Source organism: Micromonospora sp. BS32, from assembly GCF_059089345.1.
This window is the reverse complement of record NZ_JBSSHR010000017.1, coordinates 107,948-122,726: the sequence shown is the minus strand read 5'-3', so window position 1 is coordinate 122,726 and position 14,779 is coordinate 107,948. Positions and strand designations below refer to the sequence as shown.

Here is a 14,779-nt window from a genome sequence, read left to right as displayed (position 1 = left end):
TAATGGGGGTGGGCGGGCGGGGGGGGGGGGCGGGACCACCGACTCAGATCACTTCCAGCTGCCCTCGATGCCGTTCAGCACCGTGGCGGTGTCCTTGCCGTTGATCCAGTCGACCATGCCCTTCCAGAAGGTGCCCGCGCCGACGGCGGCCGGCATCAGGTCCGAGCCGTCGAAACGGAAGACGGTCTTCGGGTCCTGCAGGACCTGGACGGAGAGCTTGTCCACCGGGTTCGGCACGTTGTTGATGTCGAGCTTCTTGTTCGCCGACAGCCAGTCGCCGATCTTGGCGCGGCTGTTGACGTACTCGCCGGAGGCCAGGTAGGTCTGCACCGCCTGGACCTCGGGACGGTCGGCGAAGGCCGAGACGAACTCGCCGGCGCCCAGCACCGGCTTGCCCTTGGCCGGGTCGATGGCCGGGAAGTAGAACGCGAAGACATCGCCGTCCTCAGCCACCTTGGTGCCCTCGGGCCACTGGTTGGCGTAGAAGGACGCCTGGCGGTGCATGGCGCACTTGCCGGTGGTGATCGGCGTGCCGCCCTCCTGGAAGGAGGTGGTGGCGATGCTCTTCACCCCGCCGAAGCCGCCGTTCATGTACTTCTCGTTCTTGAGGATGGTGCCGGCCTTGTTGACCGCGTCGACGACCTTCGGGTCGTTGAACGGGATGGCGTGGGTGGTCCACTGGTCGTAGACCTCGGGACCAGCCGTCCGCAGCAGCACGTCCTCGATCCAGTCGGTGGCCGGCCAGCCGGTGGCGTCACCGGACTCGATGCCCGCGCACCACGGCTTGGTGCCGCTCGTCGCGATCTGGTCGCTGAGCTTGATCAGGTCGTCCCAGGTGGTGGGGACCTGCCAGCCCTTCTCCTTGAAGGTCTTCGGCGAGTACCAGACGTACGACTTGACGTTGGAGCCGAGCGGAACGCCGTAGAGCTTGCCGTCGACGGTGCTGTACTTCAGCCAGTCGGGGGTGAAGTTCTCCTCGGCCAGCGCCTTGGTGTCGGCGCCGACCGTCTTGATCTTGCCCGAGTCGACGAACCGCTTGAGCAGACCCGGCTGGGGGATGAAGGCCAGGTCGGGGGCGTTGCCACCGTCGACGCGGACGCCCAGCTGGGCCTCGAACTCGCCGCTGCCCTCGTGGTCGATCTTGATGCCGGTGCAGTCCTCGAACTGCTTCCAGGACTGCTCCAGGCGGTCGGCCTCGATGTCCCGGATCGACGAGTAGATCGTGACCTTCTTGCCGTCGTGACCCTGGTACTTCTCGTATGCGGCGCACTCCGGCTTGCTCGCGCTGTCGCTCTTCTTGTCGTTGCCGGTGCCGCAGGCGCTGGCGCCGAGCGCCAGCCCCAGGACGCCGGCGATCGCGAGAGCCTGGCGTGATCTGGCAAACGCCATGCCGATCTCCTTCCTTGCCGGCGCGGTACGGGTGGGGCCCGGCGCCGGTCCGATGGTCGTCCCCACATGTAAGCGCTTGCATCCTCTCCGGTCCACCCCCATGCGGACACGGCCCGGTAACAATCCCGAAACCCGCTCACCGGCAGTGGGTGCGCTCCCACGCTCCGCGCGCCAAATGGTGGGCGACCGGGCCGTGAACAGGGCGTCCGGCGATCTCGGCCCACTTCCCATTGATGGAAGTTTCTGCCACCCTGACCCCAAGGCATTGAAGGATCTCGACATCGGAGGAGACCAATGCGTTCCAGATGGTGGAAGCTGGCGGGCGCCACCCTGCTCGCCGTGGGGGCCCTGGTGGTCCCGGCGAGCCCGGCCCTGGCCGCGCCGACGTTCAAGGTGCCGTTCCCCTGCAACCAGTCCTGGTCCGGCCAGACCCGGTCCGACCACAGCCCGGCGTACGCGGTCGACTTCAACCGCACCGACGACCTCGGCGACCCGGTGGTGGCCAGCGCGCCGGGCACCGTCGACCGGGTGACCGACCTCGGCGGCACCAGCTACGGCAAGTACGTCCGGATCGACCACGGCGGCGGGTACACCACCTACTACGCCCACCTCAACGGCTTCAACGTCTCCGTCGGTCAGACCGTCGGCTACGGCAAGGTGATCGGCTGGGTCGGCAGCACCGGCGGGTCGACCGGGCCGCACCTGCACTACGAGCAGCGTCTCAGCGGCAACGACATCCAGGTCCGGTTCAACGGCACGCTGGCCCTCTACTGGGGGACGAAGACGTACACCAGTGACAACGGCTGCTCCGGCACGACCGGATCGGGGACGGTGAACACCGCCGGAGCCGACCTGACCGTCCGGTCCGGCCCGGGTACCGGGTACGACGCGGTCGGCTCGGTCGCCGACGGCACCAGGGTCACCATCTACTGCCAGACCAGCGGCACCTCGGTCACCGGCACCTACGGCACCAGCTCGATCTGGGACCGGATCGGCACCGGGCGGTACATCGCCGACGCGTACGTGCTCACCGGCTACGACGGCTACATCCCGAACGTGCCGCGCTGCTGAACCCGGCGAGGGGCCCCGGCCGCGGGGCCCCGATCGCCCGGCTCAGCTGTTGAGCTGCCAGATCGAGAAGTTCAGCGCCGCGGCGAAGGTGACCCAGGCCCAGTACGGGAGCATCAGCAGGGCCGCCGGGCGGGAGATCCGCCGGAACAGCGCCACGGTGACCCCGATCGCCAGCCACATCAGGACGATCTCGGCGAAGGCCAGCCCGTACCGCCCGGCGCCGAAGAATAGCGGGGTCCAGATCGCGTTCAGCACGAGCTGCGTGGTCCAGGCCCAGAGCGCCGGGCCGAAACCGACCTTCCGCCAGACCAGCCAGCCGGCGATCGCGATGAGGGCGTAGAGGAGCGTCCAGACCGGGCCGAAGAGCCACGAGGGCGGGGCCCAGTCCGGCTGCCGCAGGCTGGCGTACTCGTCAGTGGTGCCGCTGACCCCCAGGACGCCGATCGCCGCGGCGACCGTGACGGCCGCCCCGAAGCCGAGCAGGGCCCACCAGTTACGGGCGCCACGGGCCCGTGCGGTGCTCCGAGTTATCTCCATGGTCGAGATGTTTCCACGGGCCGGGGTCGACAAACCGGCCCCGGAAAGCACGACGCCGAGATCGTCGGCTCCGGGGGCCCCTGTCTGGGAGGACGGGGATCCCGGTGCCGACGACCCCGGCGGGTCCGGTGATGAGAACCGGTGTCAGTTAACTGAAGATGCTGACACCACCAGGGCCGACCAGCAGGCCGACCACGATGAGGACGACGCCCCACAGGATCTGCCGGCGGAACAGCGCGAGGATGCCGGCGACCACGAGTACGACTGCGAGAATCCAGAGAATCAGCTCCATGGCGGCTGAATACCCGAGCCGCTGATGCGGGAAACCCAGGTTCTCAGTCGATTTGATCTCCCAGGTGGAAGATGCTGTACGCCTGTTTGATGACCGGGTGGGCGACGTTGCGGACCCGTACCCCGCCGGGCGTGGTGCCCCGCTCGGTGCCCGCGTGCGCGTGCCCGTGCAGGGCCAGCGCGGTCGGCGCCGAGTCGATCGCCTGCCCCAGCTGGTACGACCCGAGGAAGGGGTAGATCTCCAGCGGCTCGCCGGCCAGCGTGTCCGGCACGGGGGAGTAGTGGGTGAGCGCGACCAGCAGGTCGCAGTCGAGCCCGCGCAGCGCCTTCCCCAGCGCCTCGGCGCTCTCGTTCGTGGTCTGGACGAAGGCCTTCATCTCCGGCTCGCCGAAGTCGCTGGCGCACCGGCCGGCGAAGCCGCCGCCGAAACCCTTCACCCCGGCCACGCCGAGCCGGCCCCCGGTGAACTCCAGCACCGTCCCGGTCCCCTCCAGTACGGTGATCCCGGCGTCCTCCAGCACCTTGACCACCTGCGACACCTGGTCGCACTGGTGGTCGTGGTTGCCGAGCACCGTGATCACCGGTACGCCCAGCCCACCGAACTCCTGCGCCACGCAGCGCGCCTCCGACTCGGTGCCGTGCCGGGTCAGGTCGCCGGCCAGCAGCAGCACGTCGGCGCAGTCGGGCAGTTCCTCCAGGGCCGGCCGGAACCGGCCGACCACGTCCTGGTCCAGGTGCACGTCGCCGACGGCGGCGATCCGGATCATCGTCGGGTCCTCCTCATGGCAGCTCCTCCACCTGGGTCGGCGCCTGGGCGCGGATCACCCCGATGTCGCTGGTGATCGGCACGTCGGGAAAGCGCTCGGCGACCCGGCGCAGGATCTCCTCCCGCCGGTGGGGGCTCTCCACCTCGCCGTAGAGGACCAGGCCGCGCTCCCGGCGCACCACGGTGATCCCCTGCTCGGCGACGTCCGGGTCCTCGGCGAGCAGCCGGTGGATCTCCGCCTCGACGTACTCGTCCGGCGGGCCGGCGCCATGCTCGGTCACGCTGTCTCCTTCCCTTCGGGGGTGCGGTCGTACGGCACGGGCGTGCCCCCGTACGGGACCACGTCCAGCCGGTCCAGCAGCACCAGGAACGCCTCCGCGTACGGCGAGTGCTGGGTTTCCTTGCGTACCCGTTCCCAGTCGATCTGTTCCCGCAGCGAGCGGGCCAACGGCAGGCCACGGGCGAAGTCGCAGTAGTGCTGGGAGAAGCTGAGCAGCTTGTGCACCATCAGCCGGGTGGCCGACACCACCGGCATGTGGATCGCGTCCACCGGGCGCATCACGGTGTCGTCGAAGGTTTCATGGGTCACCGGGGTCTCGATGGGCCGGTGGATCAGGTCCACCATCCGACCCTCGTCGTAGACCTTCACCAGCCAGTCCTCCGGCGGGCGCTCGGCGGAGAAGCCCTCGGCCACCAGTGCCTCCAGCGCCCGTTCGACGTCCTCCTCGCGGAGCAGGAAGTCCACGTCGTGCTCGCTGGAGTGGCCGCCGTGCGCGTACACCGCGAAGCTGCCGCCGAGCGCGAAGGGGATGTCGTTCTGCTTGAGCACGGCGGCGACCCGCTTGAGGGTGTGCAACAGGCTCTCGTCCCCGCGCTCGGCCATCTGGTTCTCCCGTCGTGAAGGTGGACAGAGGGTCGGAAATGACTTTGCGTACCCGGCAGGTGCGCCACCCACACCTGGCCGTCGCCGCGCAGCCCAGCCCGCGCCCGCCGTCAACCGGACATTTCGCCGAGCGATGAGCGGGGGTCGGATAATCTGTGCAAGGTGGCCAGATCACTGCGGGCGACCGGCAGCGGGGCCCGACTGCGCCGGGTCGCCCTGATCGGCATCGACGGCTCGGGCAAGACCACCCAGGCGCACCGGCTCGCCGACGCGCTCACCGCAGCCGGGAGACCGGCCACCTACCACCGCAACGCCGGCGGTCGGCGCTGGCTCGGCCGGCTCGCCAACCGGCTCGGCCGCCCGGACGCGCAGCGCCTGGTGGGTCGCGACGGCCTGCTCGCCGTCGAGTCGGTACTGCGCTGGCTGGCCATCGCGGCGGCCCTGCTCAGCTGCCTCGTCACCGGCCGCACCGCGGTGATGGACCGCTACGCCGCCTGCCAGTACGCCAGCATCCGGGCGCACGGCGGGCACCGCTGGGAGCGGTTGGCCCGGGCCGGCTATCGGATCTTTCCGCCGCCGCAGGTGACCTTCCTGCTCACGGTCGAGCCGGCCGAGGCGTACCGGCGCATCGAGCGGCGCGGCGACGACCACGAGACGATGGGCTGGTTGACCGCGGCGGACACCGCGTACCGGGCGTTGCCGGAGTACCCGAGCTTCGTGCTGGTCGACGCGGGCGGGTCGGCGGAGGAGGTGGCCGGGCGGATCCGGGCCCAGTTGGCCGACTGGCTGCCGCCCGCCGACGTCACGCCGCCCGCCGACGTCACGCCGCCCGCCGACGTCACGCCGGCCGTCGAGGTCGCGCTGGCCGCCCGGGTCGACGTCGACGCGTCGGCTCCGGACCGGGCGCCGGCTCAGGCCCTGCCGTAGACCGGGACGGCCGCCCCGCTGGTCGGCGCGGACTCGTCGGAGGCGAGGAACCGGATCACCGGGGCGATCTCGGCCGGGGTGACCCAGCGCCGATGGTCGGCGTTCGGTTGGGCGGCCCGGTTCGCCGGGGTGTCGATGACGCTGGGCAGCACGGTGTTGCAGCGCACCCCGGACGCCCGGTACTCGACCGCGACCGCGTTCGCGAAGGCCAGCACCGCGGCCTTGGCGGTGGCGTAGCCGGCGGCACCGGGGAAGGGGGCGAGGGCCGCGCGGGCGGACACGCAGACCACCGCGCCGCCGCCGGCCGCCATCAGGTGCGGCAGGGCCGCCTGGGTGACCAGGTACGTGGGGCGCAGGTTGATCGACAGCATCCGCTCGAACTCCTCGACCGGGGTCTCGTGCACCCGGCCGCCGCTGGCGTACCCGCCGACGAGGTTGACCACGGCGCGCAGCGGCGCCGTCGGGTCGTCGGTGGCCGCCTCGACGGCGCGGACCACGCCGGCCGGGTCCAGCAGGTCCGCGGTCGGCCGGACCAGGGCCGGTCCCGCCGACAGCGCCGCCGGCCCGCCCTCCCGCTGAGGTACGACCACCCGCCAGCCGGCCTGGACGAAGGCCGCGGTGACCGCGCCGCCCAGCCCGCCCGTGCCGCCGGTGACCAGCACACTGCGTTCCGCCATGGGCCACACCGTAGCGTGGTCCATTCGACCTGGCTGGATGAGGCGTCCGGCCTGCCGGAATGGCAGTCTGTGCGGGGAGGGGCCCGGGGCGGGGGATACTTCGGTCGGATGCCGTGGTCACGGTTGACGCTCGCGCCTCATGAAAGTAAGTTTCATCCGTGGCGAAGAGTCCGAAGATTTCTGCGAGTCACGAGTCCGGTGGGCTGATCGTCCACATCAGTGGCCTCCTGCCCTCGCTGTCGCCCGCCGAGCAGCGGGTCGCCCGGTTGGTCGTCGCCGACCCGGCCGACGCCGCCCGACGGACCATCACCGACCTCGCCACCGCCGCGGAGACCTCGGAGGCCACCGTCATCCGGTTCTGCCGCTCGGTCGGCATGGACGGCTATCCGCAGCTGCGCATCCGGCTCGCCGCCGAGGCCGCCCGCCGGGTCGAGCCGCCGGACGCCCGGGTGGTCGGCGGTGACATCCCGCCCGGCGCCGACCTCGCCCAGATCATCGCCACCATCGCCTTCAACGACGCCCGGGCGGTCGAGGAGACCGCCGAGCAGCTCGACCCGGCGGTCTGCGAGCAGGTGGTGGAGGCCCTCGTCGCCGCCGGCCGGATCGACGTCTATGGGGCCGGAGCCAGCGGCTTCGTCGCCTCCGACTTCCAGCAGAAGCTGCACCGCATCGGCCGGATCGCCTTCTACTTCCCGGACGTGCACACCGCGCTGACCTCGGCCGCGCTGCTCGGCCGGGGTGACGTGGCGGTGGGCATCTCGCACACCGGCACCACCTCCGACGTGATCGAGGTGCTGGAGCAGGCACGGGCCCGGGGCGCCTCGACCGTGGCGCTGACCAACTTCCCCCGCTCGCCGATCACCGAGGTGGCCGACTTCGTGCTCACCACGGCCGCCCGCGAGACGACGTACCGCTCCGGCGCGATGGCCAGCCGGCTGGCCCAGCTCACCGTGGTCGACTGTCTCTTCGTCGGGGTGGCCGCGCGCAACCGGGCGCGGGCCCGCAAGGCGCTGGAGGCGACCGCCGAGGCGGTGCAGAGCCATCGGGTCGGCACCGGCCGGAGGCGGGGATGACCGCCGGCCGGGTCGGCCCGGACGACGTCGTGGAGCACCGATCGACCGGCGCCGAGGTCCCCGAGGCCGTCGTCGACCTGCGGCCCGTGGTCCGGGTGGGCGCACCCACCGAGCGGCGCAACCCGCAGAGCGTCGACCTCGACCTGATGTCCACCCGCGACGTGCTCACCGTGATCAATGACGCCGACCGCCGGGTGCCGGCCGCGGTCGCCGCGGTGCTGGACGAGATCGCCGCCACCGTCGACCTCGCCGTGACGGCGCTGCGCGGCGGGCACCGGGTGCACTACTTCGGCGCCGGCACCTCGGGCCGGCTGGGCGTGATCGACGCCGCCGAGCTCGCGCCCACCTTCAACTCCCCGCGCGACTGGTTCTGCGCCCACCTCGCCGGTGGCCCCGACGCGATGTGGCGCGCCGTCGAGGACGCCGAGGACGACACCCGCGGCGGCGCCGCCGAGGCCGACCGTTGCGTACGCCCCGGCGACCTGGTCGTCGGACTGGCGGCCAGCGGTCGTACCCCGTACGTGCTGGGGGCGCTCGGCGCGGCCCGGGCACGGGGCGCGTCGACGGTGCTGCTCTGCGCGAACCCGGAGGCGGTGGCCGCGTCCGCGGTCGACGTGTTCATCGGGGTGGACACCGGACCCGAGGTGGTCGCCGGGTCGACCCGGATGAAGGCGGGCACGGCGCAGAAGTTGGTGCTGAACACCTTCTCCACCGCCGTGATGGTGCGGCTCGGCCGGGTCTACTCCAACCTGATGATCGACATGGTGGCCACCAACGCCAAGCTGCGCGGCCGGATGATCTCCATCCTGATGGAGGCCACCGGCTGCTCCGAGGAGATCTCCCGGCGGGCCCTGCACGAGTCCGACGGCGACCTGAAGACCGCCCTGGTCTCGCTGCTCTCCGGGGCCGGGGTCACCGCCGCCCGGGCCGCGTTGGCCCGCTCCGCCCACCAGGTACGCGGCGCGATCGCCCTGCTCGCCTCCTGACCCCCGCCGCCTCGCGTGATGCAAAACACGTAGCGGACGGGACGTGCGCGACGCCTCGGATTGTTGTCCAGGGCGTGGGGTAATCAAGGTTCCATGGATGAACCGACCGGTCCGATGACGCGTATCCAGCAGTGACCAGGATCGCAGCGGGGCGGTGACGAGGGTCGCTGTGTTCTTGGGGCGCGCAATGGTGCGATGCCCTGAGAGCGGACGGCGATTTCCGTCCCCACCAGCCCGTTCGTGGTGCCGTCGACAGGCCGCCAGGCGGGGCGCTGACAGCAAACGTGGACCGAGCTTTCAGCTGATACTCAGGCATTCGTGACAGTTTCGACTCACGACATGGAATCCCCGACACGTCTCATCTGTTGTGCAGGTGTCAGCACCGACGGACACAGCAGAAGTTACGGGTAAGGGCTGATGGACGTGGGGATGGCAAGGAACCGGGCAACCGGCGCGAGCGAGGGGACCGTGGGCAACGTGGACAAGAACATCGGCATGCGAACCGACGAGGTTGCCGAGGAGCGCGACCTGGTCGGCGTCTACCTGCACGAGATCTCCCGGACGCCGCTGCTCGACGCCGCCAAGGAGGTCGAACTCTCCAAGGCGATCGAGGCCGGCCTCTACGCCGAGCACCTGCTGGGCGAGGACCGCGTCCCGGCCGGCGTCGACTCCGACGACCTGCAGCGCCTGGTCGTCGAGGGCGAGCGGGCCAAGGATCTCTTCATCCGGGCCAACCTGCGGCTGGTCGTCTCCATCGCCCGCCGCTACGTGCGGTCCGGGATGCCCATGCTGGATCTGATCCAGGAGGGCAACACCGGCCTGGTGCGCGCGGTCGAGAAGTTCGACTACGAGCGCGGCTACAAGTTCTCCACCTACGCCACCTGGTGGATCCGTCAGGCGATCAGCCGGGCGATCGCCCAGCAGGAGCGCACGGTGCGGCTCCCCGTGCACCTGGTGGAGGACGTCAACCGGATGCGTAACGTGGCCCGCCAGCTCACCCGTGAGCTGGGCGGCGACCCGGAGCCGGAGCAGATCGCGGCGGCCCTCGGGGTAACCGTCGAGCGGGTCAACGAGCTTCGCCGCTGGTCGCAGGACACCGTCTCGCTGGACACCCCGGTGGGCGACGACGGCGACACCAACCTGGGTGACCTGGTCGCCGACAGCGACGCCCCCTCGCCGGAGGACATCGTCCTCACCGGCCTGGAGCGGCAGCGCATCGAGGGCCTGCTCAACCACCTCGACGACCGTTCCGCCGGCATCATGCGGGCCCGGTACGGGCTGGAGGACGGGCGGGAGCACTCGCTGACCGAGGTCGCGTCGCGCTTCTCGCTCTCCCGCGAGCGGATCCGCCAGCTCGAGATCCAGGCCCTCGGCCGGCTCCGTGAGCTGGCTCGGGCTGAGGGGCTGCAAGCGGCCTGACCTGGTAGTAATGACGGCGAACGGCCGGCGTCCGATAGGGGGACGCCGGCCGTTCGCCGTGTTCCGCGCCGTGGCGCGGCGGCTCAGCCGACCCGACCGTAGCCGGCGATCGGCATCATGCCCATGTCGCGCTTGAGCACGTTGCGACCGGCGCTCGGCGCGTCGATCACCTGGCCGCTGCCGACGTAGAAGGCGACGTGTCCCAGGCCCGAGTAGAAGACCAGGTCGCCGGGGCGCAGCGCGCTGCGGCTGATCCGCGACGTGGCGCTCCACTGCATGGCCGCGTTGTGCGGCAGCGACTTGCCGGCCGCCCGCCATGCGGCGAGGGTCAGCCCCGAGCAGTCGTAGCCGTCGGGACCGTCGGCGCCCCAGATGTACGGCTTGCCGATCGCCCCGTACGCGTACCGCACCGCGGTGCCGGCGTCGCCGGAGATCGCCGGCGCGGTGGTGGTGGTGCTGGTGGCGGGGGAGGTCGACGAGGTCGGTCGGGGCGGGGGCGCCTCGGTGGCCCGGCCGTACGCCTCCTTGCGCATCTCGTACAGCTTCGCCAGGTCGCCCTCGATCTTCTTCCTCGTGGCGACGATGGTGCGGGACTGGAGCGCCTGCCGGGCCAGCGTGGCGTCCAGCCGGGCCTTCTCGTCGAGCAGTCGGCGCTGGTTGCTGGTGAACCCGGCGATCCGCGCCTGGCGCTGCCGGGTGAGCTGGTCGAGCGTGCCCAGCTTGTCCATCAGTGATCCGCCGCCCGGTTCGAGCAGCGCCTCGACGGTGCGCAGCTCACCGGTCTTGTACGCCATGGCCGCCAGCTCGCCGACGTCCGCGCGGCTCTGGGCGGTCTGTGCCTCCAGCGGGCCGATCCGGGCCTGGAGGCCGGCCGCCGTCTTCTGGTTCGCCTTGATCTCCTCGTTGAGCTTGTTGTAGGACTCGACGACCCGTTCCAGCTCGGTCGAGGACTTCTCTATCCGCGCAGTCAGCTCGGCGACGGACGGCTCGGCCCGAGCCACCGCCGGCGGGGCGATCAGCGCGGCCGAGAGGCCGATGATCGCGAGCGTGCGCAGCAGCATCCGTGAGGACGACAAGAGCGGAAGGCTCCTCTCCCACCGGCCGCCGGAGGGTGCTGACGCCTCCGGCGACACCGCCTCGGGGCCGTCCGGATGGACGGCGCCGACCGAGCCGGCCCCTCAACCTAACCCGTGACGGAGGTGGATCGCAGTGGAAGCAGGGGCGAATGTTGACAAAGGGGCAGCAAGTGCCGCTGCGCACCGTGACTCCGGGTGACACCCCTGGTGCCGCTGATGTCGGCGTGTCGTCGCTGGATGGGCGGTAGTGGCGATTTGGAGGCATTCGTCGTTCCGGGCGGATACCGGCGCGGAATCGAGCGGTAAAGACCGACAAATCCGGAACGGCGCATCGATGCCGACGCCGCCGTCCCGCCACCGCCCGCAGGTAGCAGGAAATTGACGGCGCGGCGCTGGCGGGGCGGCAACAGAATGGAGCACGGAGCCGGGAATCCCGTCCTGAGCAGGTGCGTCGTGGCGGGAGCGGCCCGGCCCACGGCCCTGGGGAGGACGCCGTGCAGACCGACAGCTCCACCACTCGACCGCCGCGCCGGCCCACGCTCCTGCACGCCCGACCGGGCATCGTGGTGACCAGCGAGCGGTTCAACGTCGGGCGGAACACCTTCGCGATCGCCGACCTGACCCACCTGCGCACCGACCGGGGGCCGCACGACCGGCTGGCGATCCGCGTCGTGGCGGTCACCGCCGGCATGATCGGCGGGTCCGGCGTCCTGCTCGGCTTCACCGGGGGCCTGGAGCGGCTCACCGCCGGGGCGTACCTGACGCTGGGGGTGGTCTCGCTCCTGCCGGTCCTGCTGGTGCTCGCCGGCGACCGGTGGCGCCCGCCGGCGTACGAGCTGTGGGGGCACCTCCACGGCGCCGAGGTGCTCCTGTTCAGCAGCGACGACCCGGAGCAGTTCGGCCAGGTGGCCGAGGCCCTTGCCAAGGCCCGGGAACTGGGGCGGGACGACGCGGAGGACCCGTTGACGACCGCCGGCTACTGGCGACCGCGCCGCTGAGGGCCGGCCGGCGAAGATCCGCTCAGAGCGAGACGGGCTCCGGGGTACGCGGCCGCGGCGCGGTCAGCTCCCGGGTGACCTTGCGCTCGGCCACGAACGACACGAACGGGATCGTGCCGGCGAGCATCACCAGCAGCATCCGCTTCAGCGGCCAGTTCACCCGGCGGCCCAGGTCGAACGTGGCGGCCAGGTAGAGCATGTAGAGCCAGCCGTGCGCGGTGCCGACCACGGCCACCACGGCCGGCTGGTCGAACGCGTACTTCAGCGGCATGCCGATCAGCACCAGCACGGCCAGCGCCACGCCCACGATCCAGGCGATCACGCGGTACCGGGTAAGGGCTCCGCCCACCGTCGTCCGTCCTTCCGCACCGGCCTCAGCCGGGATAGTCGCCGGGCCTCGCGCCCGGATTGGCGTTCAACCATGTCAGGTAGCGGTTGTACTCGGCCAGGTCCGTGTCGTCCGAGCCGTCCGGGGCCACCGGCACCCGGGACACCCGGACCGGGCGGCGTACCCCCGACGACGGGGTGCCGTCACGGGGCGTGACGGCCGACTCGCCGTCGGCCCGCTCCGGCGCGGCCTCCGGCCCGCGCAGGGAGTGCCGCACCTCACGCCACCACACGAAGACCACGAAGCCGGCGAAGATCGGCCACTCCACCGCGTACGCCCAGCTGAGCGTGTTGCCCGAGGCCGCCCGGCTGATCTGCCACCAGCCCAGCGCCAGGAACCCCACCACCAGCACGACCATGGCCACGTGGCGGGCGATCCACGCCGGTGTCCAGAGCCGCTTCATGCCATCGAGGGTACCGGGACGGCCGGCGGTCTCCGACGCGGCGTCGTAGTCACCGGCGCGTCGGAGGGTTTGGTGACACCCGGTGTGGGCATCCGTCTAGACGCCAGCCCAAACGAGACCAGGGGGGCGACATGACCGAATCAGTACGCCAGTCCGGCGACGCCAGCCCGGAGCAGCGGATGCCCGAGTGGGACGGCGACCACGTCCACGACACCCGGGCCTCCGGGACGGACCTCGACGGCGACCTGCTGGGGATCGACCCGGCCGAACTCGGCGACGAGGACCTGATCCGCGAGCTGCAGAGCCTGCACCGGACCCGGCTCGACACGCTGCGGCACGCCGCCGACTCCGCGCTCGCCAACCACCTGCGGCGCACCGCCGAGCTGGAGACCGAGTACCTGGCCCGGCACCCCGGGCGCGAGGTCGACCCGCACCGGCTGCGGGACTCCTGATGGGGACGCACGCCGAGCGCGGCATGTCCGCCCCGCCCGAGGTGGTCTTCAGCACCGCCACCGACCCGGACCGGGTGTCGGCCTGGCTGCCGGACTCGCTGCGCCGCAACGGCAACGGGCCGGCGGAGACCGACGGTGGGCAACTGCGCGCCCGCTGGGAGGGCGACGCCGGCGCGGCCGAGCTGCGGGTCGAGCCGGTGGACGCCGGCGGCTCCCGGGTCCGCCTCGAACTGCCCGAGGGTGACCCCGGGCTGGCCGACGAGTCGCTGACCAACCTCGCGCGCGAGGTGGCCGAGAACCTCACCGCGGGCTGAGCACCCCCGTGCGATCCGCGACGAGAAGGAGGAGACGCCGGTGGCCGAGAGTGGCCTGAAGCAGAAGGTGGCGCGACTGCGCCAGGCGTACGCGCCGCACGAGCAGCGGCCGCTGGACGGCTACCTCAAGGCGATGGGCACGTACGCCGCCGTCGCCGCGTCCCTGGCCGGCCTGGTGAAGGCGAGCGGCCGACCGGTGCCCGAGCGGCCGGCCACCGCCGACGTGGTGCTGCTCTCCGTCGCCACGCACAAGCTGAGCCGGCTGCTCGCCAAGGACGCGGTGACCAGCCCGCTGCGGGCGCCGTTCACCCGCTACGACCACCCGATCGGCAGCGGTGAGGTGATGGAGCAGGTCCGGGACCAGGGCAGCCCCACCCGGCACGCCATCGGTGAGCTGCTCAGCTGCCCGTTCTGCCTGGCTGTCTGGGTGGCCACCGGCCTCACCGGCGGCCTGGTGCTGGCTCCCCGGCTGACCCGGCTGGTGGCGACCGCGCTGACCGCGGTGGCCGCCTCCGACTTCCTCCAGATGGGGTACGCGGTGGCGCAGCAGGCCGCCGAGGGCGGGCACCACGACGAGAAGTGACCCGTACGCGAGAAGGGGGCCGGCGGATCGATCCGCCGGCCCCCTTCTCGTCGCCCGTCAGGTGGGGGTGGTGCCGTGGTTCTCGCCGGCCCAGCCGCGCGGCGCCTCGGGCTCCCGCTCGTCCTCGTCCTCCCCGGTGATGATCTCCCGGTCGACCGCGGTGCGGTCGTGCTCGTTGGCGAAGTCCGGCTCGGGGAGGGTGTCCACGCCCTCCGAGGGCTGGCCGAGCGCCGGCAACGACTCGTGCTCGTGCTCCTGGTGCTGGCTCATCGCACCGTCCTCTCGTCCGTCGGTGGCCGGTCAGGCCACCGACCCACCCAGCAGGTCCGCCGCCTCGTCGACCGCGTACTCGCCCTGGGGGAGCGCGGCGATTTGGGTGAGCAGCTCGGCCGGGAGTTCGGCGGCGACCGCCCGGCGGTAGATGTCGGCCTGGCTGATCCGTTCCTGGCCGTGGTAGATGTCGTCGAGCAGCTCGTCGAGCTGCCGGGTGTCCGGCTGCTCGGTCACTGGTGCGTCGTCGGTCACCCCGGTCAGCTACCCGGGCCC

20 protein-coding genes and 1 pseudogene are annotated in these 14,779 nt (G+C 71.7%); 9 read left to right on the top strand and 12 right to left on the bottom strand.

Annotated elements, in window-relative coordinates; genetic code table 11:
• Positions 1 to 48: 48 nt before the first annotated feature.
• A complete protein-coding gene (locus AC5RWQ_RS23240; RefSeq protein WP_494284784.1) occupies positions 49 to 1,389 on the bottom strand; it encodes an ABC transporter substrate-binding protein in 1,341 nt (446 codons plus the stop codon).
• Positions 1,390 to 1,683: 294 nt separating this feature from the next.
• On the opposite strand from AC5RWQ_RS23240, the gene AC5RWQ_RS23235 reads away from it, so the two are divergent.
• Complete coding sequence (locus tag AC5RWQ_RS23235) at positions 1,684 to 2,460, top strand: peptidoglycan DD-metalloendopeptidase family protein (protein WP_334487470.1); 777 nt, start codon at positions 1,684 to 1,686, stop codon at positions 2,458 to 2,460.
• A 42-nt stretch (positions 2,461 to 2,502) separates the two neighbouring features.
• Here AC5RWQ_RS23235 and AC5RWQ_RS23230 read toward each other — a convergent pair whose 3' ends face one another.
• The 5 genes and pseudogenes from AC5RWQ_RS23230 to AC5RWQ_RS23210 all read right to left on the bottom strand — a co-directional run bounded on the left by AC5RWQ_RS23230 (position 2,503) and on the right by AC5RWQ_RS23210 (position 5,009).
• Positions 2,503 to 2,997 carry a TspO/MBR family protein gene (locus AC5RWQ_RS23230; protein ID WP_494284783.1) on the bottom strand — a complete coding sequence of 165 codons (495 nt, stop codon included), beginning with the start codon at positions 2,995 to 2,997 and terminating at the stop codon, positions 2,503 to 2,505.
• 148 nt (positions 2,998 to 3,145) lie between these two features.
• Positions 3,146 to 3,289: a GPGG-motif small membrane protein gene (locus AC5RWQ_RS23225; protein WP_167179460.1), complete on the bottom strand. Its 144-nt coding sequence runs from the start codon at positions 3,287 to 3,289 to the stop codon at positions 3,146 to 3,148.
• Positions 3,280 to 4,055, bottom strand: a pseudogene (locus tag AC5RWQ_RS23220) (metallophosphoesterase family protein). Before AC5RWQ_RS23220 ends, AC5RWQ_RS23225 begins: the two are co-directional and overlap by 10 nt.
• 13 nt (positions 4,056 to 4,068) lie before the next feature.
• Positions 4,069 to 4,335 carry a hypothetical protein gene (locus tag AC5RWQ_RS23215; RefSeq protein WP_334487461.1) on the bottom strand — a complete coding sequence of 89 codons (267 nt, stop codon included), beginning with the start codon at positions 4,333 to 4,335 and terminating at the stop codon, positions 4,069 to 4,071.
• A complete protein-coding gene (locus AC5RWQ_RS23210) occupies positions 4,332 to 5,009 on the bottom strand; it encodes a nucleotidyltransferase (protein WP_494284782.1) in 678 nt (225 codons plus the stop codon). Before AC5RWQ_RS23210 ends, AC5RWQ_RS23215 begins: the two co-directional genes overlap by 4 nt.
• 90 nt (positions 5,010 to 5,099) lie before the next feature.
• Here AC5RWQ_RS23210 and AC5RWQ_RS23205 point away from each other — a divergent pair, with 90 nt between their 5' ends.
• Positions 5,100 to 5,864: a dTMP kinase gene (locus tag AC5RWQ_RS23205; protein ID WP_494284781.1), complete on the top strand. Its 765-nt coding sequence runs from the start codon at positions 5,100 to 5,102 to the stop codon at positions 5,862 to 5,864.
• Here AC5RWQ_RS23205 and AC5RWQ_RS23200 read toward each other — a convergent pair.
• Entirely contained in the window at positions 5,849 to 6,541 is a 693-nt protein-coding gene (locus AC5RWQ_RS23200; RefSeq protein ID WP_494284780.1) for an SDR family NAD(P)-dependent oxidoreductase, read from the bottom strand. The two genes, AC5RWQ_RS23205 and AC5RWQ_RS23200, sit on opposite strands and share 16 nt — an antisense overlap.
• 158 nt (positions 6,542 to 6,699) lie before the next feature.
• Here AC5RWQ_RS23200 and AC5RWQ_RS23195 point away from each other — a divergent pair, with 158 nt between their 5' ends.
• The 3 genes from AC5RWQ_RS23195 to AC5RWQ_RS23185 all read left to right on the top strand — a co-directional run bounded on the left by AC5RWQ_RS23195 (position 6,700) and on the right by AC5RWQ_RS23185 (position 10,019).
• The gene (locus AC5RWQ_RS23195) at positions 6,700 to 7,614 is read left to right on the top strand and encodes a MurR/RpiR family transcriptional regulator (protein ID WP_494284779.1); all 915 of its coding nucleotides are present in this window, start codon (positions 6,700 to 6,702) and stop codon (positions 7,612 to 7,614) included.
• Positions 7,611 to 8,600: an N-acetylmuramic acid 6-phosphate etherase gene (gene murQ, locus AC5RWQ_RS23190; RefSeq protein WP_494284778.1), complete on the top strand. Its 990-nt coding sequence runs from the start codon at positions 7,611 to 7,613 to the stop codon at positions 8,598 to 8,600. The genes AC5RWQ_RS23195 and murQ overlap by 4 nt, the downstream gene beginning before the upstream one ends.
• A gap of 429 nt (positions 8,601 to 9,029) precedes the next feature.
• A complete protein-coding gene (locus tag AC5RWQ_RS23185; protein WP_334487451.1) occupies positions 9,030 to 10,019 on the top strand; it encodes a sigma-70 family RNA polymerase sigma factor in 990 nt (329 codons plus the stop codon).
• 83 nt (positions 10,020 to 10,102) lie between these two features.
• Here AC5RWQ_RS23185 and AC5RWQ_RS23180 read toward each other — a convergent pair whose 3' ends face one another.
• Positions 10,103 to 11,095 (bottom strand): C40 family peptidase, encoded by a 993-nt coding sequence (locus AC5RWQ_RS23180; RefSeq protein ID WP_494284777.1) that lies wholly within the window; start codon positions 11,093 to 11,095, stop codon positions 10,103 to 10,105.
• Between the two features lie 494 nt (positions 11,096 to 11,589).
• Here AC5RWQ_RS23180 and AC5RWQ_RS23175 point away from each other — a divergent pair, with 494 nt between their 5' ends.
• Complete coding sequence (locus AC5RWQ_RS23175; protein WP_494284776.1) at positions 11,590 to 12,093, top strand: DUF6232 family protein; 504 nt, start codon at positions 11,590 to 11,592, stop codon at positions 12,091 to 12,093.
• Between the two features lie 22 nt (positions 12,094 to 12,115).
• Here the strand turns inward: AC5RWQ_RS23175 and AC5RWQ_RS23170 are convergent, their stop codons facing one another.
• Both AC5RWQ_RS23170 and AC5RWQ_RS23165 read right to left on the bottom strand, forming a co-directional pair.
• The gene (locus AC5RWQ_RS23170) at positions 12,116 to 12,442 is read right to left on the bottom strand and encodes a DUF3817 domain-containing protein (protein ID WP_494284775.1); all 327 of its coding nucleotides are present in this window, start codon (positions 12,440 to 12,442) and stop codon (positions 12,116 to 12,118) included.
• 25 nt (positions 12,443 to 12,467) lie between these two features.
• Positions 12,468 to 12,884 (bottom strand): hypothetical protein, encoded by a 417-nt coding sequence (locus AC5RWQ_RS23165; protein ID WP_494284774.1) that lies wholly within the window; start codon positions 12,882 to 12,884, stop codon positions 12,468 to 12,470.
• A 131-nt stretch (positions 12,885 to 13,015) separates the two neighbouring features.
• Here AC5RWQ_RS23165 and AC5RWQ_RS23160 point away from each other — a divergent pair, with 131 nt between their 5' ends.
• Genes AC5RWQ_RS23160 through AC5RWQ_RS23150 form a run of 3 tightly spaced genes read left to right on the top strand, consistent with a single transcriptional unit; the run spans position 13,016 to position 14,233 of the window.
• Positions 13,016 to 13,336: a DUF6158 family protein gene (locus AC5RWQ_RS23160; RefSeq protein WP_494284773.1), complete on the top strand. Its 321-nt coding sequence runs from the start codon at positions 13,016 to 13,018 to the stop codon at positions 13,334 to 13,336.
• Positions 13,336 to 13,650 carry a hypothetical protein gene (locus AC5RWQ_RS23155; protein WP_494284772.1) on the top strand — a complete coding sequence of 105 codons (315 nt, stop codon included), beginning with the start codon at positions 13,336 to 13,338 and terminating at the stop codon, positions 13,648 to 13,650. Before AC5RWQ_RS23160 ends, AC5RWQ_RS23155 begins: the two co-directional genes overlap by 1 nt.
• A gap of 40 nt (positions 13,651 to 13,690) precedes the next feature.
• Positions 13,691 to 14,233, top strand: coding sequence for a DUF1360 domain-containing protein (locus tag AC5RWQ_RS23150; RefSeq protein WP_334487438.1), 543 nt, complete (start codon positions 13,691 to 13,693; stop codon positions 14,231 to 14,233).
• A gap of 57 nt (positions 14,234 to 14,290) precedes the next feature.
• On the opposite strand, the gene AC5RWQ_RS23145 is transcribed toward AC5RWQ_RS23150, so the two are convergent.
• Positions 14,291 to 14,503, bottom strand: coding sequence for a hypothetical protein (locus AC5RWQ_RS23145; RefSeq protein WP_494284771.1), 213 nt, complete (start codon positions 14,501 to 14,503; stop codon positions 14,291 to 14,293).
• 30 nt (positions 14,504 to 14,533) lie between these two features.
• Positions 14,534 to 14,767: a hypothetical protein gene (locus tag AC5RWQ_RS23140; protein ID WP_494284791.1), complete on the bottom strand. Its 234-nt coding sequence runs from the start codon at positions 14,765 to 14,767 to the stop codon at positions 14,534 to 14,536.
• Between the last annotated feature and the right edge of the window lie 12 nt (positions 14,768 to 14,779).